Origin of the sequence: Polynucleobacter sp. MWH-Spelu-300-X4 (assembly GCF_018687515.1) — a bacterium.
Classification (GTDB): Bacteria; Pseudomonadota; Gammaproteobacteria; order Burkholderiales; family Burkholderiaceae; genus Polynucleobacter.
Window position 1 is genome coordinate 189916 of sequence record NZ_CP061294.1, and the last position, 20372, is coordinate 210287.

Annotated in this window: 22 protein-coding genes; 11 read left to right on the top strand and 11 right to left on the bottom strand. The window is 43.2% G+C overall.

Annotation, left to right across the window (positions count from 1 at the left end; all coding sequences use genetic code 11):
• Nucleotides 1-9: 9 nt before the first annotated feature.
• Genes ICV01_RS01020 through ICV01_RS01030 form a run of 3 tightly spaced genes read left to right on the top strand, consistent with a single transcriptional unit; the run spans nt 10 to nt 1756 of the window.
• The gene (locus ICV01_RS01020; protein ID WP_215287828.1) at nt 10-447 is read left to right on the top strand and encodes a tautomerase family protein; all 438 of its coding nucleotides are present in this window, start codon (nt 10-12) and stop codon (nt 445-447) included.
• 8 nt (nt 448-455) lie between these two features.
• Nucleotides 456-1259 carry a 2-keto-4-pentenoate hydratase gene (locus ICV01_RS01025; RefSeq protein ID WP_215287829.1) on the top strand — a complete coding sequence of 268 codons (804 nt, stop codon included), beginning with the start codon at nt 456-458 and terminating at the stop codon, nt 1257-1259.
• Between the two features lie 59 nt (nt 1260-1318).
• Nucleotides 1319-1756 carry a nuclear transport factor 2 family protein gene (locus tag ICV01_RS01030; protein WP_215287830.1) on the top strand — a complete coding sequence of 146 codons (438 nt, stop codon included), beginning with the start codon at nt 1319-1321 and terminating at the stop codon, nt 1754-1756.
• Nucleotides 1757-1758: 2 nt separating this feature from the next.
• Here the strand turns inward: ICV01_RS01030 and trpC are convergent, their stop codons facing one another.
• The 5 genes from trpC to rpe are packed head-to-tail and all read right to left on the bottom strand — an operon-like array spanning nt 1759 to nt 6432.
• Nucleotides 1759-2565: an indole-3-glycerol phosphate synthase TrpC gene (trpC, locus tag ICV01_RS01035; protein ID WP_215287831.1), complete on the bottom strand. Its 807-nt coding sequence runs from the start codon at nt 2563-2565 to the stop codon at nt 1759-1761.
• A gap of 34 nt (nt 2566-2599) precedes the next feature.
• Nucleotides 2600-3631: an anthranilate phosphoribosyltransferase gene (gene trpD / locus ICV01_RS01040; protein WP_215287832.1), complete on the bottom strand. Its 1032-nt coding sequence runs from the start codon at nt 3629-3631 to the stop codon at nt 2600-2602.
• A 23-nt stretch (nt 3632-3654) separates the two neighbouring features.
• Entirely contained in the window at nt 3655-4221 is a 567-nt protein-coding gene (locus ICV01_RS01045; protein ID WP_215287833.1) for an aminodeoxychorismate/anthranilate synthase component II, read from the bottom strand.
• Nucleotides 4205-5722 carry an anthranilate synthase component I gene (gene trpE, locus ICV01_RS01050; RefSeq protein WP_215287834.1) on the bottom strand — a complete coding sequence of 506 codons (1518 nt, stop codon included), beginning with the start codon at nt 5720-5722 and terminating at the stop codon, nt 4205-4207. Before trpE ends, ICV01_RS01045 begins: the two co-directional genes overlap by 17 nt.
• Entirely contained in the window at nt 5722-6432 is a 711-nt protein-coding gene (rpe, locus tag ICV01_RS01055) for a ribulose-phosphate 3-epimerase (RefSeq protein WP_215287835.1), read from the bottom strand. Before rpe ends, trpE begins: the two co-directional genes overlap by 1 nt.
• Nucleotides 6433-6492: 60 nt before the next feature.
• Here rpe and apaG point away from each other — a divergent pair, with 60 nt between their 5' ends.
• Together apaG and ICV01_RS01065 are read left to right on the top strand one after the other, a co-directional pair.
• Nucleotides 6493-6867, top strand: a complete 375-nt coding sequence (apaG, locus tag ICV01_RS01060) for a Co2+/Mg2+ efflux protein ApaG (protein ID WP_215287836.1) — start codon at nt 6493-6495, stop codon at nt 6865-6867.
• Between the two features lie 117 nt (nt 6868-6984).
• A complete protein-coding gene (locus ICV01_RS01065; RefSeq protein ID WP_215287837.1) occupies nt 6985-8187 on the top strand; it encodes a murein transglycosylase A in 1203 nt (400 codons plus the stop codon).
• Between the two features lie 34 nt (nt 8188-8221).
• On the opposite strand, the gene ICV01_RS01070 is transcribed toward ICV01_RS01065, so the two are convergent.
• Nucleotides 8222-9010 carry an enoyl-CoA hydratase-related protein gene (locus tag ICV01_RS01070; protein WP_215287838.1) on the bottom strand — a complete coding sequence of 263 codons (789 nt, stop codon included), beginning with the start codon at nt 9008-9010 and terminating at the stop codon, nt 8222-8224.
• 140 nt (nt 9011-9150) lie between these two features.
• Between ICV01_RS01070 and ICV01_RS01075 the strand changes: the two genes are divergently transcribed.
• Both ICV01_RS01075 and ICV01_RS01080 read left to right on the top strand, forming a co-directional pair.
• Nucleotides 9151-9927 carry an enoyl-CoA hydratase gene (locus ICV01_RS01075; protein WP_215287839.1) on the top strand — a complete coding sequence of 259 codons (777 nt, stop codon included), beginning with the start codon at nt 9151-9153 and terminating at the stop codon, nt 9925-9927.
• Nucleotides 9928-10010: 83 nt separating this feature from the next.
• Nucleotides 10011-10739 carry a DUF3047 domain-containing protein gene (locus ICV01_RS01080; RefSeq protein ID WP_251369360.1) on the top strand — a complete coding sequence of 243 codons (729 nt, stop codon included), beginning with the start codon at nt 10011-10013 and terminating at the stop codon, nt 10737-10739.
• On the opposite strand, the gene ICV01_RS01085 is transcribed toward ICV01_RS01080, so the two are convergent.
• Nucleotides 10724-11917 carry a M20 aminoacylase family protein gene (locus tag ICV01_RS01085; protein WP_215287840.1) on the bottom strand — a complete coding sequence of 398 codons (1194 nt, stop codon included), beginning with the start codon at nt 11915-11917 and terminating at the stop codon, nt 10724-10726. The two genes, ICV01_RS01080 and ICV01_RS01085, sit on opposite strands and share 16 nt — an antisense overlap.
• Before the next feature lie 133 nt (nt 11918-12050).
• Here ICV01_RS01085 and ICV01_RS01090 point away from each other — a divergent pair, with 133 nt between their 5' ends.
• Nucleotides 12051-13736: a long-chain-fatty-acid--CoA ligase gene (locus ICV01_RS01090; protein ID WP_215287841.1), complete on the top strand. Its 1686-nt coding sequence runs from the start codon at nt 12051-12053 to the stop codon at nt 13734-13736.
• A 3-nt stretch (nt 13737-13739) separates the two neighbouring features.
• Here the strand turns inward: ICV01_RS01090 and bioD are convergent, their stop codons facing one another.
• From bioD to ICV01_RS01110, 4 genes are read right to left on the bottom strand one after another with little or no spacing between them, the layout of a single operon-like run.
• Nucleotides 13740-14486 carry a dethiobiotin synthase gene (gene bioD / locus ICV01_RS01095; protein WP_215287842.1) on the bottom strand — a complete coding sequence of 249 codons (747 nt, stop codon included), beginning with the start codon at nt 14484-14486 and terminating at the stop codon, nt 13740-13742.
• Nucleotides 14467-15714 carry an 8-amino-7-oxononanoate synthase gene (locus ICV01_RS01100; protein WP_215287843.1) on the bottom strand — a complete coding sequence of 416 codons (1248 nt, stop codon included), beginning with the start codon at nt 15712-15714 and terminating at the stop codon, nt 14467-14469. Before ICV01_RS01100 ends, bioD begins: the two co-directional genes overlap by 20 nt.
• Nucleotides 15715-15717: 3 nt before the next feature.
• Nucleotides 15718-17064, bottom strand: a complete 1347-nt coding sequence (bioA, locus tag ICV01_RS01105) for an adenosylmethionine--8-amino-7-oxononanoate transaminase (RefSeq protein WP_215287844.1) — start codon at nt 17062-17064, stop codon at nt 15718-15720.
• Complete coding sequence (locus ICV01_RS01110; protein ID WP_215287845.1) at nt 17061-18041, bottom strand: tripartite tricarboxylate transporter substrate binding protein; 981 nt, start codon at nt 18039-18041, stop codon at nt 17061-17063. The genes bioA and ICV01_RS01110 overlap by 4 nt, the downstream gene beginning before the upstream one ends.
• Nucleotides 18042-18107: 66 nt before the next feature.
• Between ICV01_RS01110 and bioB the strand changes: the two genes are divergently transcribed.
• The 3 genes from bioB (at nt 18108) to mraZ (ending at nt 20369) form a co-directional block, all read left to right on the top strand.
• On the top strand, nt 18108-19064 hold the full coding sequence (bioB, locus tag ICV01_RS01115; protein ID WP_215287846.1) for a biotin synthase BioB: 957 nt from the start codon (nt 18108-18110) through the stop codon (nt 19062-19064).
• A gap of 15 nt (nt 19065-19079) precedes the next feature.
• Nucleotides 19080-19745 carry a 2-polyprenyl-3-methyl-6-methoxy-1,4-benzoquinone monooxygenase gene (coq7, locus tag ICV01_RS01120; protein WP_215287847.1) on the top strand — a complete coding sequence of 222 codons (666 nt, stop codon included), beginning with the start codon at nt 19080-19082 and terminating at the stop codon, nt 19743-19745.
• Nucleotides 19746-19940: 195 nt separating this feature from the next.
• On the top strand, nt 19941-20369 hold the full coding sequence (gene mraZ, locus ICV01_RS01125; protein ID WP_215287848.1) for a division/cell wall cluster transcriptional repressor MraZ: 429 nt from the start codon (nt 19941-19943) through the stop codon (nt 20367-20369).
• Nucleotides 20370-20372 lie beyond the last annotated feature (3 nt).

A 20372-nucleotide genomic window follows, 5' to 3' on the forward strand; every position in this document is an offset into this window, starting at 1 on the left:
GGAATAACGATGCCAGTAGCACATATCAATGTTTTACAAGGTCATTCCAAAGAAACTTTAAAGAAAGTGATTCATGATGTTTCTATGGCTATGGCGGATATTCTTTCTGCGCCAAAAGATCGTCTAGAAGTTTGGGTAACAGAGATTGATCCAGATTTATGGGGTGTTGAAGGTGAGCCTGCTAGCGAGGTCATGAAGACCAAGCCTCGTGGTCAAGTTGAAATGCCCTATGTTGAAATGGTTCTGATGGAAGGTCGTCCTTTAGAGCAGCACCATAAGATCATTACAACTATCACAGATATTTTGGTGCAGCATTTGGGTACTGATCGTGGCCGTATTCGCGTGCATATTGCTAATTGCAAGCCTGATAACTGGGGTATTGGCGGTACGGCAGCAGCGATTTTGCGTAAAGCTGAAATTGAAGCGCGCGCAAAGGCAGGGGCTTAAACCAGTTTATGGTTTCTAAAGAAATCATTGAGGCCTGCTCAGAAAAGCTCTGGCAGGCTGAAATAACAAAAACACCCGTTGATGTTTTAACGGCAGCGCATCCTGATTTAGATGAGCAGGATGCGTACGCGATTGCTGCAGCAACCCTTAAGCGTAGGCAAGCCCATAACAATGCGCAAACAGTTGGGTTTAAGTTGGGCTATACCAGTCCAGCTATGCGTGCTCAAATGAATATCGCTAGGCCTAATTATGGCGTTTTAACTAGCGATCATCTTCTAGATAGCGAAGGTGGTCAGTTAGATGGTTTAGTTCCAAGCAATGAATTAATGCATCCTTTGGTAGAGCCAGAGATTTCTATTTTGATTAATAGAAAGATTGAAGGTGGCAATCAAACACGCCAAAGTATTTTGAGTCATATCGAAGCTGTGATGCCGTCTTTAGAGGTTGTGGATACCCGATATAAAGAATACAAATTTACGTTATTTGACAATATTTCAGATAACAGCTCAGCTTCAAGAGTTGTTTTGGGGCCACCCAAAAAATTATCTCAAGCAGGTGATTTACGTTTAAGTGGGGTATTGCTTTGGACGGAGGGTCGTTGTATTGATAATGGCATTGGCGCTAACTCCATGGGTGACCCGTTATTGTCGATTGTTTGGTTGGCTAACTTTTTAGCTGAAAAAGAACAAGCTATTCCAGCGGGATCCATCATCATGACGGGTGGCTTATCAAAAGCTCATCCAGCCAAACCACAACAAAGCTTTGTCGCTGAGTTTGGTGGATTAGGTGTGGTGAAAGCACATTTTGCGTAGCTATTTTTTGAAAATATTTTCAGTAAATATTGAATGAAATAAAAAATAAAGGAATCGCGATGTTGACTAAAGCATTCATGGAGCAAACGATTCGAGATTATTTTTCTGCTTGCAATACAGGCGATTCACAAGCTATTCAGAAATTTTTCACAGCAGATGGGACTCATTATTTCCCGGAGGGCAGTCCGTTTGGGGCTTTAAGAGGATCTCAAGCGATTGGTGATTGTTGGGCTAAATGTGTGGCTGAGTTAGGTTCTTTTTGGACTGTTGATAATTTTGTTGGTGACCCAGAAACAGGTAAGGCTGTTATTGAATGGAGTCATTTTAAGAAAAAGGTAGGTCAAATTTTAAGAGGTGATGAATGGTACCAATTTACCTCTGATGGGAAGATTCAAGAAATTAGAGCCTACTATGCTTGCCCAACCCATCAAGGGGTTTCTCATCATCGGATCGGTGGCCTTGATTACGAAGGCCGTGGCTACCCGATGAACCCTTAGGTTTAACTAAAAAATAATTCTTTGAGACCTAAGCCAGGGTCATCTTGGCGCATAAATGCTTCACCGACTAAAAATGCTTGAACATTCGCATCACGCATTTTCTTCACGTCATCTTTGGTGAGGATGCCGCTTTCAGTGACGACTCGTTTAGTTGTTGGAATATCTTTTAGCATCTTCAAGGTGGTATCTAGGCTAACTTCAAAGGTGCGTAAATTACGGTTATTGATACCTAATAAAGATGTGTTTAATCTCAGTGCGCGTTGAAGTTCCGCTTCATCATGCACTTCAACTAAAACATCCATATGTAATTCAGTGGCAATGCTTTCAAAATCTTGCATCTGGGCATCATCGAGTGCTGCCGCGATTAATAGGATGGCATCAGCCCCCATCGCCCTAGCTTCATATACTTGATAAGGATCCACTAGAAAATCTTTTCTAAGAACAGGGATGCTGCAAGCATGGCGCGCTTCCCTTAGATATTTTTCGGATCCTTGAAAGTAATCTTTATCCGTTAAAACAGATAAACAAGCCGCCCCATTGAGTTCATAGCTTTTTGCAATTTTGGCAGGATCAAAATCTTCTCTAAAAACGCCTTTACTTGGGCTAGCTTTTTTGATTTCTGTAATAACACCGGGAAAGCCAGCAGCAATTTTCTTTTCAATAGCATGAGCAAAGCCACGAGGTTTTAGACTCGTTTCTTTTAGACTGGCCTCAGCATCAGCTCTTAGCGTATGCATGGGGACTTGAGAAGAGGATTTGCCTACTTCATCAAATTTAGTGGCCAAAATACGTTTAAGAATATCGCTCATTGCTTTTAATTACCTGCTAGTTATCTTTAAATTACTACTTTGCTAAATTTTGAGTTGTTTTAATAAACTCTTCAAGTTTTTGTTTAGCTTTACCGCTAGCAATCGCCGCTTTAGCCATTTGCAATCCTTCGCCAATATCTTTTGCCAAGTTACCGGCATAAAGAGCTGCCCCCGCATTCAAGCAAACAATATCAAGTGCTGGACCTGCTTGATTATCTAAAACACTTAAAAGGATCTTTTTAGATGCTTCTGCGTCAGCTACTTTGAAAGTATCCGTCTTGGTTGTTTTTAAGCCAAAGTCTGATGGGTGAATTTCATATTCTTTGATTTGATCATTCTTTAATTCCCCAATCATGGTAGGGCCTTCTAAAGAAATCTCATCTAAACCTTCTTTGCCATAAACAACCAAAGCTTGTTTGGTGCCTAAGCGCTGTAGAGCACGTACTTGGATACCTACTAAGTCTGGGTGGAAAACACCCATCAGCATATGAGGTGCTCCAGCTGGGTTGGTTAGTGGACCCAAAATATTAAAAATGGTGCGTACACCCATTTCCTTGCGGATAGGAGCCACATTTTTCATGGCTGGGTGATGATTTGGGGCAAACATAAAGCCCATGCCACAAGTATTTAATGATGTGGCTACTTCAGGTGCTTGAAGCGTAATTTGCACACCTAAAGCTTCAAGAACGTCAGCCGCACCAGACTTGCTACTAACGCTACGGCCGCCATGTTTCGCAACTTTTGCACCGGCTGCTGCTGCTACGAACATAGCCGTAGTGGAAATATTAAAAGTTTGTGCGCCATCGCCACCTGTGCCAACGATATCAACAAAGTGACTGTTGTCATTTACTTTGACATGGGTTGCAAACTCTCGCATCACCGTTGCCGCCGCTGTGATTTCACCAATGGTTTCTTTCTTGGTTCTAAGGCCAGCTAGGATTGCGGCAGTCATGACGGGTGATAGTTCGCCATTCATGATTAAGCGCATGATGTGCAACATCTCATCATGGAAAATTTCACGTTGCTCAATGCAACGTTGCAGAGCATCTTGAGGCGTAATAGACATACTTAACCTTTGTAATCTTTAGACTATTTTGTCTTTAAGAAATTATTGAGTAATTCGTGACCGTATTCAGACAAAATGGATTCAGGGTGGAACTGCACACCTTCTACGGCTAATTTTTTGTGACGCACACCCATGATTTCACCATCATCAGTCCATGCGGTAATTTCTAAATCAGCTGGCAGAGATTCTTTCTCAATCGCTAGAGAGTGATATCTAGTTACCGTGAAGTCTTTGGGTAAATCTTTAAAGACACCTTGTTGTGTGGTGTGAACTGTATCTGTTTTGCCGTGCATCACACGCTTAGCGCGAATAACTTTCCCGCCAAAAGCTTCACCAATCGCTTGATGGCCTAAGCAAACACCCAGTAGAGGGACTTTACCCGAGAAGTGTTGAATAGCGGCAACCGAGATGCCGGCTTCTTTAGGGCTGCAAGGCCCAGGTGAAATGCAAATATGATCTGGCTTTAATGCTTCAATTTCAGCAATAGTAATCTCGTCATTACGAAACACGCGCACATCTGCGCCTAGTTCACCAAAATACTGAACTAAGTTATAGGTAAAGGAGTCATAGTTATCAATCATTACTAACATCGAGACCTCCTTGAACCATTTCAGCTGCGCGCAGTACTGCGCGAGCTTTGGCTTCTGTTTCTTTCCATTCTGATTCTGGATCAGAATCTGCTACTACACCAGCTCCCGCTTGAGAGTGGACCAATCCATCTTTAATGATGCCTGTGCGAATCACAATTGCCACATCCATGTCGCCAGAGAATGACAAATAACCTGCAGCACCGCCGTAAACGCCACGTTTCACAATCTCCATTTCGTCGATGATTTCCATCGCGCGAATTTTTGGAGCTCCCGACAAAGTACCAGCTGGGAAAGTGGCTCTTAATACGTCCATATTATTGGCATCATCATTAAGCTCACCTTCAACAGAACTCACAATGTGTTGAACGTGTGAATATTTCTCAATCACCATGCGGTCAGTTACTTTGACTGAACCATTTTTAGCAATTCTGCCAATATCGTTACGAGCTAAATCAATCAACATCACATGTTCCGCAATTTCTTTTGGATCAGCTAATAACTCTTTTGCTAACTGTTCATCTTGTTCGGGATTGGATCCGCGAGGTCTTGTACCAGCAATTGGACGAACCGTGACGTAGCGCTTTTTCTCACCATCAATTTGTCTAGTTTCTTGGCGAACCAAAATCTCAGGCGAAGAGCCAACAATTTGATGATCGCCAAAGTCGTAAAGATACATATAAGGCGATGGGTTTAGTGAACGCAAGGCTCTGTACAACGATAGCGGTGAATCGGTATAGGGTTGACTAATGCGCTGGCCAATCACCACCTGCATACAGTCACCAGCTAAGATATATTCTTTGGTGCGTTTGACCGCATCCATAAAATTAGCTTTCGCAAATTTGCGAATGGCTTCTGTTTTTTTAGTTGGAGCCGTACTTGGTGTTTGTATAGCTGTATCTAAACTTTGGCGTAAGGCTTTTAATCTTGCTTGAGCATTTTCATAGGAACCACTTTCCTCTGGGTTCGCATAGACGATTAAATATAGTTTGCCTGCTAGGTTATCAATCACCGCTAACTCTTCTGTCAGCATTAATTGAATGTCTGGCAGATTTGTTTCATCAGGTAATTGATGTTTTGCTAAACGAGGCTCGATATAGCGAATAGTGTCGTAACCAAAGTAACCTGCCAAGCCACCGCAAAAACGAGGTAGGCCAGGCTTTAATGCCACTTTGAATCTGCTGTGATAGTTCGAAATAAAATCTAACGGATTGCCGTGATCTGTTTCTACAACTTTTCCGTCCGTGATGACTTGCGTCACAGGTTGATGAGCACCACCACTCACTTTAATTAAAGTTTTTGCTTGCAAGCCAATGATCGAGTAGCGCCCAAAACGCTCGCCACCTACAACGGATTCCAATAAAAATGTATTTAAAGTGCCGTGAGCTTGAGTTAGTTTGAGATACAGAGACAAAGGCGTCTCTAGATCTGCCAGTGCCTCAGAAACTAAAGGAATACGGTTATAGCCTTGTTGGGCTAGAGCATCAAAATCTGCGCGTTGCATTAGACTTTTCCTAGCTCCTCACGCATGCTGTCGATGATGGCTTTGTAATCAGGTTTGCCAAAAATAGCAGAACCTGCAACAAAAGTATCAGCGCCTGCTGCCGCGATTTCTCGGATGTTGTCGACTTTAACGCCACCATCAATTTCTAAGCGAATCTTCTTACCAGTTTTAGCTTCATGAGCCAAAAGCTTCGCCTTAGTTTCGCGTAACTTATCTAATGTGCTGGGGATAAAAGATTGACCGCCAAAGCCAGGGTTCACTGACATGAGAAGTACTAAATCTAATTTATCTAAAACATGGTCGAGGTAGTGCAAAGGCGTGGCTGGATTAAATACCAAGCCAGCTTGGCAGCCATTGTCACGAATAAGACCTAATGTCCTGTCAATATGTGAGCTGGCCTCTGGGTGAAAGCTAATTAAATTAGCGCCTGCTTTTGCAAAATCAGGGACGATACGATCTACCGGTTCCACCATTAAGTGAACATCGATACAAGCCGGTTGACCGTCTTTTACTGCGTAAGAACGAATAGCCTCACAAACCAAAGGGCCAATCGTTAAATTGGGCACATAGTGGTTATCCATCACATCAAAGTGAATCCAATCAGCCCCAGAAGCCAATACATTCTTGACTTCTTCGCCTAAACGGGCAAAGTCCGCCGACAAAATAGAGGGGGCAATGAGGTATGAATTTGGGGTATTTGTTTTAGCCATAGTGTGATTCTATCGTGGTCTGGCTTGCAGTAGCGTCTTCTATAGCGCAGAATTGGTGCCATGGAACAACATCAATTCAATGTTCAGGTAAAAGTAACCTATTTGGCGGATGAATCAGACCCCGAAAATAGGCAGTTTGCCTTTGCTTATACGGTGACTATTAAGAACGTAGGGCAACTGCCGGCTCAGTTAATAGCAAGACACTGGATCATTACAGATGGTGATAACGATGTTCAAGAGGTTCGTGGCCTAGGGGTTGTGGGGCAACAGCCTTTATTGCGCCCTGGCGAGCAGTTTGAGTACACCAGTTGGGCCACCTTACCAACCCCTATGGGCACCATGCGAGGAGATTTCTTCTGCGTGAGCGAAGATGCCCAGTTCTTCCAAGCACCTATTCCCGAATTTGCCTTGGTGATGCCAAGAACCTTGCATTAAAAGGTTTTTAGAGGGGTTCTTAAGGCGAATTATTGGTCTTTGCGACCCATCATGGTCCAAACAACGATAATTACCAATATTAATAAAGCTACGCCAGCCTCTAGAGCAAATAAAAGCATGGGATATTCATCAAATAAATCAGCCAATTTCAAGTTCCTTTGGGGTAAATGTCATTACATATGGGGTAAGGATAGTGCTTTTTGGGGCATAAGAGGGGTTGTTCGGTATGTTCTAGGTATTACGGTTGCGGCAGTGCTATTTTCTTGCGCCAGTGCACCTGAATATAGAAGTACTTCATCAAAAAGCTCATCCTACACATCTAGCGGTGCCCAGCTACAGCAAGTGGCTTGGAGTCAGTTGCCTGGTTGGCAAGAGGATGATTTAACGCAAGCTTGGCCTGCTTGGCAAAGAAGTTGTCAGGGGTTTATGAGAAGGAACCCCAGTGACATTGATTGGAAGCCTGCTTGTAGTGCTAGCAATAAGGTTAATGCTTCAGATCCAAGTGCTATTCGCCGCTATTTTGAAAGCTACATGAAGGTGATGGAAATTAGGCATCAAAGTGGTCCTTCAGCTGGCAGTTCTAATGGTTTGATTACTGGATATTACGAGCCCTACTTAAATGGGGCGCGTGAGCGTGGTGGTGCCTTTCAAACACCATTGCATCGATACCCAGATGCTTGGAAAAAGAAAAAGCCAACAGAGTTGCCAAGTCGCGCAGAGCTATTAGCCAGTGGTCAATTAAAAGGCCAAGAGATTGTGTGGGTGGATGACCCAGTTGCTGCTGCATTCATGCATATTCAGGGATCGGGTCGTATTCGTATGAAAGATGGCACGATGGTGCGTTTAGGTTTTGCGGGAACTAATGACCATAAATTTCAGTCATTTGCTCAGTGGTTGTTAGATCGCAAAGAAATTACGCGAGCGAATGCAACCATGCAAGGCATTCAAAGTTGGGCGAATAAAAATCCATCACGTGTTCAAGAAATGTTGAACGCTAACCCTCGTTATGTCTTTTTTAAAGAGTTGCCTGCTCAAGGTGTGGATGTTGGGCCTATTGGCGCCTTAGGCGTTCCTTTAACCGCGGAAAGAAGTATTGCGATTGATACCAAGTTATTGCCGCTTGGCGCGCCTGTGTATTTGGCAAGCACCTATCCTTTGAGCGAGAAACCTTTGCGTCGTTTAATGATGGCGCAGGACACAGGTAGTGCCATCATTGGTGCGGTACGCGCTGATTTCTATTGGGGTACTGGGGAGCAGGCGGGTGAGTACGCCGGCAGAATGAAGCAACAAGGCAGAATGTGGCTATTGTTGCCGCGTTAAATCATTACTTCTACACATGGCGCGCTTATCTTTATCACTCACCAATAAATTTAGCAGGGCGTTTTTCTAAGAAGGCTTCAATACCTTCTTTGAAATCTTTTGTTTTACCAAGTCTGACTTGAGCATCACGCTCCACATCCAATTGTTGATCAAGCGTATTTGTAAAGGCAGCGCGAATAGCTTGTTTCATTTCAGCTAGTGCAAGGGCGGGGAGATTCGCTAAATGTTGCGCCAATTTTTCTGCCTCTGCCATTAATGATTCATCATCAATCGCTTTCCAGATGAGCCCCATGCGCTCAGCTTCTTCACCGGTAATGGTCTCACCCGTCATGGCTAATCCCAATGCCTTTTGAAGGCCCACGCGTCTTGGTAGGAGCCAAGTGCCACCTGCATCAGGTAGTAGGCCAATGCGGACAAAGGCTTGTGTCATCACCGCTTTTTTACCCATCAATGTTAAATCTGCACCAAGTGCTAAATTCGCGCCTGCTCCAGCAGCTACACCATTCACGGCAGCAATAATGGGCTGCTTCAAATTGGCCATGCGGCGGACCAACACGTTGTAATTTTTTTCTAGCGTGTCAGATAAATCATCTAGGGATGTAGCTGGATCGGCTAAATCTTGGCCTGCGCAAAATCCTCTGCCAGCACCTGTTATTAAGACCACGCGAATGGCGGGATCCTGTTCTACTAAATCTAATGCGGATCGTAGATCCGCATGCATTTGATAGGTCAGGCTATTAATTTTTGCTGGACGATTAAGGGTAATGGTCGCGATCCCTTGGTTAGATTCATAAATGACTTCCGCAAATTCTTTTTTGCTCATTTTTAGCCCGATTACAAATGTTTGTCGTTGAGATGCTAGCATCTTGTCAGAGTTTAGGGGTAAGCTCTTGTTTTGCCTTAAATCTCATATGAGATCTATAAAAGACATCAATAGAAGTTAAAGGGAACGAAGGAAGCGCTATGAGCTACGAAACAATTATTAAAACTGTTGAAGGTCGTGTGGGTGTAGTTACATTAAATCGCCCCAAAGCATTGAATGCCTTAAATGATCAATTAATGGATGAATTGGGTGATGCTTTAACTGGTTTTGATGCGGATGAAAACATTTCTTGTATCGTGATTACTGGTAGTGAAAAAGCTTTTGCTGCTGGTGCTGATATTGGCATGATGGCTAAATACAGCTTTACAGATGTATATAAGGGTGACTACATCACGCGTAATTGGGAAACTATTCGCAAGATTCGCAAACCTGTGATTGCAGCAGTTGCTGGTTATGCATTGGGTGGTGGTTGTGAGCTTGCCATGATGTGTGATTTCATCATTGCTGCTGATACAGCTAAGTTTGGTCAGCCTGAAGTGAAGTTAGGCATCATTCCTGGTGCAGGTGGTACACAGCGTTTGCCTAGAGCTGTCTCAAAAGCTAAAGCGATGGATTTGTGTTTAACAGCGCGCATGATGGATGCAGCTGAAGCTGAGCGTGCTGGTTTGGTGTCGCGCATTGTTGCTGCAGATAAGTTATTAGAAGAAACCATGGCTGTTGCGAAAACAATTTCTGAGATGTCTTTGCCAGTCATCATGATGGTGAAAGAAAGCGTGAATGCTGCTTATGAAACTTCATTAAATGAAGGTGTTCATTTTGAGCGTCGTCTCTTCCATTCATGTTTTGCTACGGAAGATCAAAAAGAAGGTATGGCGGCTTTTGTTGAAAAGCGCCCAGCTAACTTTAAAAATCAGTAAACCAGTGAATCAGTAAATAAGTAATACGGATTAAGTTGAAATCACTAAAGTTGTTAAAAGAACTAAAGTCACTATTGTTAATAGTGACTTTAGTTTTAACGTCCTGCGCAGTCTTTGAGAGTGGCGATAAAGAAGCGCCACTTACAGAAGATATTGGTAAATTTTCTGATTTAAATCAGGGCGGCCGTTTACCGAAAGCGTGGCAAATTTGGCGTATTACGCCTCAGAAAAATCACACTGAATACACTTTAAAAAAGCATGATGGTAAAACCGTCTTGCATGCGGATGCCAATATATCTGCTTCTGGATTGGTCTTGCCGTTAAAGCCAAGAGCAACTAAAGATTTGTTTTTGAGTTGGGAGTGGAAGGCGCTGAGTTATATTCCTGGAGCAGATCTTACGGACTCTCATAGAGATGATGCCCCTTTAAGAATTTTGGTGGCATTTGATGGGGATAAAAGTAGCTTGCCGCTTCGCGATCAAATGGTTTTTGAGTTAGCCAAAATTGTTAGTGGCCACGATATGCCTTATGCCAGTTTGATGTATGTATGGGCGGCTAAAAGTCCTGTTGAAACCATCATCACTAGCTCAAGAACTTCACGCATCAAAATGATTGTGGTTAATAGTGGTCAAACGGCTATTGGCGAGTGGCAAAAACATCACCGCGATTTAGCTAAAGACTATAAGGCTGCATTCCATGAAGAGCCCGGTCAGGTGATTGGCTTGGGTTTATTAACCGATAGTGATAACACCCGCACTCAAGTTAATGCCATTTATGGCGATATTGCTTTATCGCCTTATCGAGATAAATAACGCATCGCTAATTGCACCCAATAGCTGGATCCCAAAGGTAGCAATTCATCATTAAAATCGTAGCATGGGTTGTGTAATTGGCATGGTCCTAGACCATGTCCTTGAGAGCGGTGATCGCCATCACCGTTACCAATAAACACATAACAGCCTGGTTTTGCTTGCAGCATATAAGCAAAGTCTTCCGCACCCATCGTTGGGTCGATGCGTGGATTAACGCGATGTTCACCCACTAGGTCTTTCATGACTTCAACAGCGAAAGCGGTTTCTTTTTCGTGGTTAATCGTTGGTGGGTAGTTTCTCAAAAACTCAACTTCCGCCTTGCAATCAAATGCACCTGCAACAGATGCTGCGATTTGATGCAATCTGCTTTCAATTAAATCTAGCACTTCGTGCGTGAAAGTTCTTACTGTGCCGCCAATCCAAGCGCTATCTGGAATGATGTTGCTGGCATCTCCCGCATGAAACTGTGTAATTGATAAAACGGCCGCATCAATTGGGCGTTTATTACGGGTAATGATCCCTTGTAACGCACTTAACATTTGACCTGCTGCAAAAACTGGGTCCGCGCTGTTGTGGGGAAGTGCAGCATGACCACCTTTGCCGGTGATCGTAATGACAAACTCATTACTAGAAGCCATCATCGGGCCTGGGGTCACGCCAAATTCACCAACAGCTAAACCTGGCCAGTTATGCATACCAAATACGGCATCGCAAGGAAATAAATCAAATAAACCATCTTTGATCATTTCTCGAGCGCCACCACCACCTTCTTCAGCTGGTTGGAAAATGAAATGAACCGTACCTTTAAAGTCACGGTGTTTAGATAAATATTCTGCAGCACCTAGCAACATCGCAACATGGCCATCATGACCACAAGCATGCATTTTTCCATCATGCGTTGATGCATGATCAAAACGATTGTGTTCCTGTAAAGGTAGGGCATCCATATCAGCTCTTAAGCCGATAGATTGTCCTTTACCTTGTGTACCTTCGATGGTGCCAACAACACCGGTTTTACCAAGACCTCGATGAACAGCGATTCCCCAAGCTTGAAGTTTTTCAGCAACCACATCTGAGGTACGTTTTTCTTCAAAAGAAAGCTCTGGATGCGCGTGTATATCTCTGCGAATCGCTTGAATGACTGCTGCTGATTGGAGAATCTCGGGTAATAGTTTCATAAGTTTTATATTAGCTGCTCAACCTAAATCATATCTCTTATAAGGGTTATTGAGTATGCTTGGTATTCATGACATTTTGGTGCAGTATTTCACATATCCGCTTAATTTTAATAATTTATAAAGGAGATAAGCGATGAGTCAGACGACGAACCAAGCTAAGCCGTGGTTAGATAGCTATCCGGCAGGGGTTCCGCATCAGGTGAATTATGCGCAATACACGTCTTTGAATCATATGTTTGAAGAGTCTTTCCGTAAATATGCGGATAGAAACGCTTTTGAATGTATGGGAGTCAATATGACTTATCGCGAATTAGATGCTGCCTCGCAGCAATTTGCGGCATATCTTCAATCGCTTGGACTTAAGCAAGGTGATCGCGTCGCTTTAATGATGCCGAATGTCTTGCAGTACCCAATTGCTATCACTGGGGTATTACGTGCAGGTTTGGTGGTGGTTAATGTCAACCCACTCTATACCCCTCGAGAGTTAGAGCATCAGTTAAAAGATAGTGGCGCTAAAGCAATTGTTGTTTTAGAAAACTTTGCGCATGTGTATCAGCAAATACAGAAAACTGTGCCGGTTCAGCATGTTGTTGTGACTAGCATGGGCGAGCTGATGGGATTCAAAGGCAAGATTGTTAATTTTGTTGTGCGCAAAATTAAAAAATTAGTGCCTGCTTGGCATTTACCTAAGTCTTCAAATTTTAAAGATGCGTTAAGTCAGGGGGCGTCTCATACCTTGATCCCACCTCATGTTGGTCATGATGACATCGCCTTCTTGCAATACACGGGCGGGACGACCGGTGTATCAAAAGGTGCAACTTTGATACACCGGAACATTTTGGCGAATTTGCTACAAACGGAAGCATGGCTAGAGCCTGGTTTAAGAGGTAAACAGATAGATCAGTTGATCTTCATTTGCGCGTTGCCGCTGTATCACATCTTCGCTTTAACGGCTTGTTGCATGTTTGGCATTCGTGAGGGTGGCTTGAATATTCTTGTGCCTAATCCTAAAGATATTCCAGGGTTTATTAAGTTGTTAACTGGAAAGAAGGTGTTCCATATCTTCCCAGCGGTTAATACTTTATTTAATGCGTTGATGAATCATCCAGGGTTTGGAAAAATCAATTTCTCAACACTATTAGTCACCATCGGTGGAGGCATGGCGGTGCAGAAGGCTGTGGCTGATCGTTGGCAGGCTCTGACTGGTAAACCTATCGCTGAGGGTTATGGTTTATCCGAAACATCTCCTGTGGCGTGCTGCAATACACCTCTTATCGAGTCATACACAGGCCATATTGGCTTACCAGTGCCTGGTACAGATGCCGCTATACGCGATGATGCTGGTAATGATGTGCCCTATGGAACCCCGGGAGAAATTTGTATTCGTGGACCACAAGTAATGGCAGGTTATTGGAATCGTACGGATGAAACTGCCAAAGTGATGACAGCTGATGGTTTCTTTAAAACGGGCGACATTGGTTACATGAATGACAAAGGTTACGTAAAGATCGTTGATCGTAAGAAGGACATGATCTTGGTATCTGGATTTAATGTGTATCCCAATGAAGTGGAAGATGTGGTGGCGATGATGCCTGGTGTATCAGAATGTGCCGCGGTTGGTTTGCCAGACGAGCATTCTGGTGAGGTAGTAAAAGTCTTTATTGTGAAAAAAGACCCTCATTTAACAGAAGAGCAAGTGATGGCTCATTGCAAAGAAAATCTAACGAACTACAAGCGACCTAAATATATTGAATTTAGAGCTGAGTTGCCTAAAACAAATGTGGGAAAAATTCTTCGTCGAGAATTAAGAACTAACTAAAGTTTAGTTCGGTAAGTGAAGATAGCTAGCAGCCCTTTCGAGGGCTGTTTTGCTATAAGGTGTTTTTGCAAGATCTTGTTCTAGTGTTGGAATAGTACCCAATAGTGGCGCATTTAGTAACTGATTAAGTGTCTCGATATTCTCAGTAAGCATATTCATAGGGTGTGCCAATGTATTGGCTACCCAACCTGCTATGGTTAAACCTCTTTGACGAATCGCTTCTGCTGTTAACAAGGCGTGGCTGATGCAGCCTAGTCGCATACCAACCACCAAAATAACTGGTAAGCCGATGTCTTTAGCAAAGTCACCGCTATGTTTGTTTTCATGAAACGGCACTAAAAATCCTCCAGCACCTTCAACGACTATCGCATCTACTCGGTCGCGCAAAGACAAATAACCATCCAGCATGCGTTGATAGCTGAGAGTGACATTAAGTTTTTTCGCAACCAAATGAGGTGCGGCAGGCGTTTCTAGTTGATAGGGACAAATTTCAGAAATGTTCTTAGCCTGATAACTTGATGCTAGTTGTAGTGTTACTAAATCTTCATTTTGTAATTGACCACCGATGTCGCTTAACCCTGCGACAACAGGTTTATAGCCGCTAACCAAAGCATGTTTTTTACTCAACAATAAAAGCAGTGCACCAGATACCAGTGTTTTACCAACTTCTGTATCGGTGCCTGTTACAAAGAAACCAGGTTTTGAGTTTGGTTTCAAATTCGTGCTTGGATTATTGATTTTCGATGTCATGTAATGACTTTATCAAAGTATCGATTTGTTGATGCGTATGTGCTGCAGATAAAGTCACACGTAGACGTGCGCTACCTGCAGGAACTGTTGGTGGCCTGATGGCGGGCACCCAAATACCTAATGTATCTAGAGCTTTTGCTGCTTGTAATGCAGCTTCATTGCTGCCAATAACGATTGGTTGAATGGCTGTATTAGATGGCATGAGTTGCCATTGCTTTAAGCGGAGATTCTTTTTCCAGTAGGCAATATTGCTATTTAGATTATTTCTGTGACTTTCATCAGCCATGAGTTCTAGACTTTTTAGTAAACCATAAGCAGTACTAGGTGGGCTGGCAGTTGTATAAATGTAGGCGCGACCTTTTTGCATGACCCATTCAGTTAATGATGGGTGAGCTGCGATAAAAGCACCACTTAGTCCTGCTGCTTTACCTAAGGTGCCGATATAGATAATTCTAGAGGCGCGTGGATCATTGGCTGTAATGCCAAAGTGTTCTAGCGCACCATGACCATGTTGCCCAAGCACTCCGAAACCATGAGCATCATCAATCATGAGTAGCGCATCGTATGTTTCAGCTAACTGAAGTAACTGATCAATTTTGGCAATATTGCCATCCATGCTGAATACGGCATCTGTAATGATTAACTTAAATGGATTGCTGTCTTTTTGTAAAAGACTTTCAAGAGTGTTTAAATCTTGATGTGGGTATACATGAATGGCCGCGTGATTTTGCTTATGAGCTAAACGAACGCCATCAATCAGCGAAGCATGATTCAGTTCTTCTGAATAAATGCTCATGTGAGCGGCGGCATTGTTTTTATCTGTTGTTGTAGATTTGGCATTGAGCCCCGCGCTTAGCCCAGTAATGCAGGCCACATTGGCCATATAGCCAGTGCTGATAAATAAGGCTTTGACTTCCGGTATGTGAGCGCTTTGTGTTTTTGCGAGAGCTAACTCTAGTTGTTCATGTGCAAGGCTATGGCCACTAATCATGTGTGACGCACCGCTACCTGCACCATAAAGATCAACACCCTTTTTAAGTGCTGTTGCTAATTCAGGGTGATTCGCTAAACCTAAGTAATCGTTGCTACAGAAAGTTAACATTTGACGGCCATTAATTTTCATTAGTGGCGCGCTAGCACTTTCACTTACTTTGAGTTTTCTACGTAAAGAATCGCTCTCTAAATCTTCTAAAAGAGATGAGTAATGGCGAATGTATCGATTGCTCATAGTTTAGGTAGGCTCTTTTAAAACAGCATGCAGGCTCACTTGAATGCCTTTGGATAAGAATGCAAGTTCCTCTGTATTGATGATGTATGGGGGCATGATGTAAATCGTGTTGCCAATTGGGCGTACTAATACGCCTTGGTTGAGCGCTTCACTGAAAAATTTCTTTGCAAAACCTGCAGGGGCATATGCTTCTTTGACATCAAACGCAAAGATCATGCCTTGTTGTCGAATATGTTCGATATGTCGATCTTGTTGTACCCAGCTAAATGCTTGCGCTATTTCTTGCGCTAATAGTTTGTTCTTTTCGATGATATTTTCTTTGTCAAAAATATCTAATGTTGCTAATGCTGCACGACAAGCAAGTGGGTTCCCTGTGTATGAATGTGAGTGCAGGAAACCTCTAGTGACATCGTCGTGATAGAAAGCTTGATAAATGGTATCCGTTGTTAAAACTAACGATAGTGGTAAATAACCGCCGCTAATACCTTTTGATAACGCAATAAAGTCTGGCCAAATATTGGCTTGCTCTACCGCGAAGAAGGTGCCTGTGCGACCACAGCCAACAGCAATTTCATCGGCGATCAAATGAATTTGGTATTGATTGCAAAGTTTTCTTGCGCCAGATAAATAGCTAGGGTCATACATGGCCATGCCCGTTGCGCACTGAACCAAAGGTTCAACAATGAGCGCCGCAATATTCTGAGAATGTTTTTTTAAGGTTTCCTCAAGCGCTAATAATGCATTTTGCGTATGACGAGCCATGAGCTCTTTTTCTTGAGATGGTGAGGCTGGGCTTTCAACGATATGCGCTTGACCAATTAATGGACCATAAGCATCTTTGAAAATAGCTACATCAGTCACTGCAAGAGCGCCTAGTGTTTCGCCGTGATAACTATTCTTTAAGCAAATAAATTCTTTTTTATTGGGTTGTCCAATGTTCTGCCAGTAATGAAAGCTCATCTTTAAAGCGATTTCAATGGCTGAGGCGCCATCGGACGCAAAAAATGCGTGGCCTAGCTGATGATTGGTTAAAGCACTTAAGCGCTCTGATAGCTCAACAACAGGCGGATGCGTAAAGCCGGCTAGCATCGCGTGCTCAAGCGTATCTAATTGGTCTTTAAGTGCTTGGTTAATGCTGGTGTTGGCATGCCCAAATAAGTTCACCCACCAAGAGCTCACCGCATCAAGGTATTTTTTCTCGTCTTGATCGTAGAGCCAAACACCTTTTCCATGAGAAAGCGCCACCAAGGGAAATTGCTCATGGTGTTTCATTTGCGTGCATGGATGCCACACAGACTTTAAGCTGCGTTCTATCCATTTTTGCGACTGTGAACTATGGTTCTGACTCATTCAGCCTTTATACCTGTTTCTTGAATTAACTTCGACCAACGTTTTGAATCTGCTTGTATCAAACGATTAAGAGCTTGAGGGCCTTGAGGGTTTGGCTCAAGACCTAGACCCAATAAGCGCTCTTTCGTTTCAGGGGTATTCAAAATGCGTTTTACTTCAGCCGCTATTTTTGCCACATCTTCTTTAGGCATGCCTGCAGGACCCATTAACGAGAACCAGGATGTGACATTAAAGTTTTTTAATTGTGGAACACCTAGCTCACTTAAGCTAGGAATATCTGGTGCGTGAGGTGAGCGTTGCAGACTGGTTACGCCAATCGCTTTTAAATCGCCCGACTTAATCAATGGCATGGCGGAGGTTAAATTATCAAAACTCATTTGAACTCTGCCAGCGAGTAGATCTGGAATAGCTTGGGCTCTCCCTTTGTAGGGAATGTGCCGCATTTTTGTTTTAGTCAGATCTTGAAATAGTTCACCCGATAGATGAATCGATGTACCAATACCTGATGATGCGTAACTTAATTGGTCTGGTTTTGATTTGATGAATGCCACAAGGCTTTTTAAATCATTCGCAGGAACATTTTTATTAATCACCAACACATTGGGGGTGCTTGCTAAAAAAGTAATGGGTTCTAAATCCTTGTGGGCGTCATACGTTAGATTTTTATATAAGTAAGGATTAATCGTCAGCGTGCCGACAGTTCCAATTAAAAGCGTGTAGCCATCGGGCGTTGCTTTAGCTACCATTTCCGTACCAATATTGCCGCCAGCGCCTGGTTTATTTTCCACAATCACTTGATTATTAAAGTTTTTTTGGAAACCTTCGGCTAAGACACGAGCCAAAATATCCGGGGCGCCGCCAGGGGTAAAGGTAACGATAATTTTGACTGGTTCATGGCTTGCATAGGGCCAAGATTTATCAGCATGGCTGATTTGACTCAAAACTAACAAGAATATGAATGAGATGATGTTTCGCATAGGCTCTATTTGACCACTTCGACCTGTATCATTAGCAATTATTACCAAGATTTTTTGAAAAGCCTTATGTCTACCACTGTTGATCAAGTACTAGAACTTTACGAATTACCAATGAATGAGCTTATGGCGCGCGCTGCCGCAGTTCATCGTGAAAATTTTCCTGAGGGTGATATTGAGCTAGCAACGCTTTTATCGATCAAGACCGGTGGTTGCCCAGAAGACTGTGGCTACTGTCCTCAAGCGGCCAGATATCACACAGATGTCAAAGCCACTAAGCTGATGGATGTTGAAGAAGTGCTTGAGGCCGCAAAGGCTGCTAAAGCAGCTGGCTCTAATCGTTTTTGTATGGGCGCTGCTTGGCGTGAACCCAAAGATCGCGATATCGAAAAAGTGGTTGCGATGATTAAGGGTGTTAAAGATCTTGGTTTGGAAACTTGCGCAACTTTAGGGATGTTAGAGCCTGAGCAAGCAAAGGCCTTGGGTGATGCTGGTTTGGATTACTACAACCATAACTTAGATACGAGCGAAGATTTTTACGGCTCTGTGATTCAGACGCGTGAGTATCAAGACCGTTTAGATACATTGCAAAGCGTGCGTAGTGCCGGCATGTCTGTTTGTTGTGGCGGCATTATTGGTATGGGTGAGAATCGTCGTCAACGCGCAGCTTTTATTGCGAAGTTAGCGAACTTAAATCCTTATCCAGAGTCTGTGCCTATTAACCATTTAGTTCCTGTTGCAGGCACACCTTTAGCAGATCAAAAGGGTGTGGATCCTCTTGAGTTTGTGCGTACGATTGCAATTGCTCGTATCACCATGCCAACTGCCCGCGTACGCTTATCAGCTGGTCGTCAGGAGTTAGGTCGTGCAGTTCAAGCAATGTGCTTTATGGCTGGTGCTAATTCAATTTTTTACGGCGATAAATTATTAACAACTGATAACCCAGAAGCAGATGCTGATCGTGAGTTGTTGGCAGAGTTGGGTTTAAAAACTAAGACTGCGTGCAAGGCAGAAGTTTTAGTTTAAAAAATAAATTAACGCATGACTTCTTCAAAAAGTTCTTCCACCTATTTGGTAGATAACTTCATTGTTGAGTTTGATCGCGCGTTGAGATCAGTTGTTGGTAGTACGCCTATGAGAAGAGCAGTGCCTGCGCCTGCTCATCTCTCTGAGGCAACTTCAGAAACTTCTTTGACTGAAGCAGAGAAAAAACATGCTGCTGGTTTGATGCGCATTAATCATGTGGGCGAAGTATGTGCTCAAGCTTTGTACCAATCTCAAAAACTCCACGCAAAAAGTGATGATTTAAAAGAAAAGTTAGATCATGCGGCGCTAGAGGAAGAAGATCATTTGGCGTGGTGTGCTCATAGACTTGAAGAATTAAACGCGAGCCCGAGTGTTTTTAATCCTCTTTGGTATGCCGGCTCCTTTGTTTTAGGTAGTTTGGCTGGTTTGGCGGGCGATAAAGTTAGCCTAGGGTTTGTTGCTGAGACCGAAAAACAAGTTGAGCATCATTTGGATGGTCATTTGCAGGAGTTGCCTACAAATGACTACAAATCAAGGGCTATTGTTGATCAAATGCGCACAGATGAGATAGCCCATGGCCATATGGCCATTCAAGAAGGTGGGGCTGAACTACCTCAATTCATCAAAAAATCCATGAAAATCATGTCGAAAGTTATGACCTCTACGGCGTATCGCCTTTAAACCTTCAGCTAACTTCTTAAGAGTGCATTCCAGGGCTATGTTTTTATTGGAATTTTAGGTGTAAAATTCTCTCAACATGTTGCTCTAAGTGCTTGTTCTAAATAAAGAATTTTCAAAAAAAGTACCCAAAACACTTGACCATTAATTAGCCATCCTCTAAAGTGGGGAAAAGTGTGAAAAAGTGGGGAAATTTCAGTGTTTCAAGGTGCTTCTGCATTAACTCTCGATGCCAAGGGTCGCATGTCGATTCCCTCAAGGCATCGTGACGCCCTTCAGTTACAGGGCGAAGGCAGAGTCACGCTCACAAAACATCCAGACGGCTGCTTACTTTTATTCCCTCGTTCAGAGTGGGAAGCATTTAGAAGCCGCATTGCACAGTTACCGATGGATGCTCATTGGTGGCGCCGTATTTTTTTGGGTAATGCTTTTGATGTTGAGATGGATGGTTCGGGTCGTATTTTGGTGAGTCCAGAGTTACGTGCCGCTGCAAATATTGAACGTGATGTCATGTTGTTAGGCATGGGTAGTCACTTTGAATTGTGGGATGCATCTACTTACGCAGAAAAAGAGCAGAAAGCCATTGCACAAGGCATGCCCGATGCTCTCAAACAGTTCACTTTCTGATGT

Excerpts from the sequence above, each read along its gene's own strand:
- ICV01_RS01020 (WP_215287828.1), top strand. The coding sequence starts at position 10 with ATGCCAGTAGCACATATCAATGTTTTACAAGGTCATTCCAAAGAAACT.
- ICV01_RS01025 (WP_215287829.1), top strand. The coding sequence starts at position 456 with ATGGTTTCTAAAGAAATCATTGAGGCCTGCTCAGAAAAGCTCTGGCAG.
- ICV01_RS01030 (WP_215287830.1), top strand. The coding sequence starts at position 1,319 with ATGTTGACTAAAGCATTCATGGAGCAAACGATTCGAGATTATTTTTCT.
- trpC (WP_215287831.1), bottom strand. The coding sequence starts at position 2,565 with ATGAGCGATATTCTTAAACGTATTTTGGCCACTAAATTTGATGAAGTA.
- trpD (WP_215287832.1), bottom strand. The coding sequence starts at position 3,631 with ATGTCTATTACGCCTCAAGATGCTCTGCAACGTTGCATTGAGCAACGT.
- ICV01_RS01045 (WP_215287833.1), bottom strand. The coding sequence starts at position 4,221 with ATGTTAGTAATGATTGATAACTATGACTCCTTTACCTATAACTTAGTT.
- trpE (WP_215287834.1), bottom strand. The coding sequence starts at position 5,722 with ATGCAACGCGCAGATTTTGATGCTCTAGCCCAACAAGGCTATAACCGT.
- rpe (WP_215287835.1), bottom strand. The coding sequence starts at position 6,432 with ATGGCTAAAACAAATACCCCAAATTCATACCTCATTGCCCCCTCTATT.
- apaG (WP_215287836.1), top strand. The coding sequence starts at position 6,493 with ATGGAACAACATCAATTCAATGTTCAGGTAAAAGTAACCTATTTGGCG.
- ICV01_RS01065 (WP_215287837.1), top strand. The coding sequence starts at position 6,985 with ATGGGATATTCATCAAATAAATCAGCCAATTTCAAGTTCCTTTGGGGT.
- ICV01_RS01070 (WP_215287838.1), bottom strand. The coding sequence starts at position 9,010 with ATGAGCAAAAAAGAATTTGCGGAAGTCATTTATGAATCTAACCAAGGG.
- ICV01_RS01075 (WP_215287839.1), top strand. The coding sequence starts at position 9,151 with ATGAGCTACGAAACAATTATTAAAACTGTTGAAGGTCGTGTGGGTGTA.
- ICV01_RS01085 (WP_215287840.1), bottom strand. The coding sequence starts at position 11,917 with ATGAAACTATTACCCGAGATTCTCCAATCAGCAGCAGTCATTCAAGCG.
- ICV01_RS01090 (WP_215287841.1), top strand. The coding sequence starts at position 12,051 with ATGAGTCAGACGACGAACCAAGCTAAGCCGTGGTTAGATAGCTATCCG.
- bioD (WP_215287842.1), bottom strand. The coding sequence starts at position 14,486 with ATGACATCGAAAATCAATAATCCAAGCACGAATTTGAAACCAAACTCA.
- ICV01_RS01100 (WP_215287843.1), bottom strand. The coding sequence starts at position 15,714 with ATGAGCAATCGATACATTCGCCATTACTCATCTCTTTTAGAAGATTTA.
- bioA (WP_215287844.1), bottom strand. The coding sequence starts at position 17,064 with ATGAGTCAGAACCATAGTTCACAGTCGCAAAAATGGATAGAACGCAGC.
- ICV01_RS01110 (WP_215287845.1), bottom strand. The coding sequence starts at position 18,041 with ATGCGAAACATCATCTCATTCATATTCTTGTTAGTTTTGAGTCAAATC.
- bioB (WP_215287846.1), top strand. The coding sequence starts at position 18,108 with ATGTCTACCACTGTTGATCAAGTACTAGAACTTTACGAATTACCAATG.
- coq7 (WP_215287847.1), top strand. The coding sequence starts at position 19,080 with ATGACTTCTTCAAAAAGTTCTTCCACCTATTTGGTAGATAACTTCATT.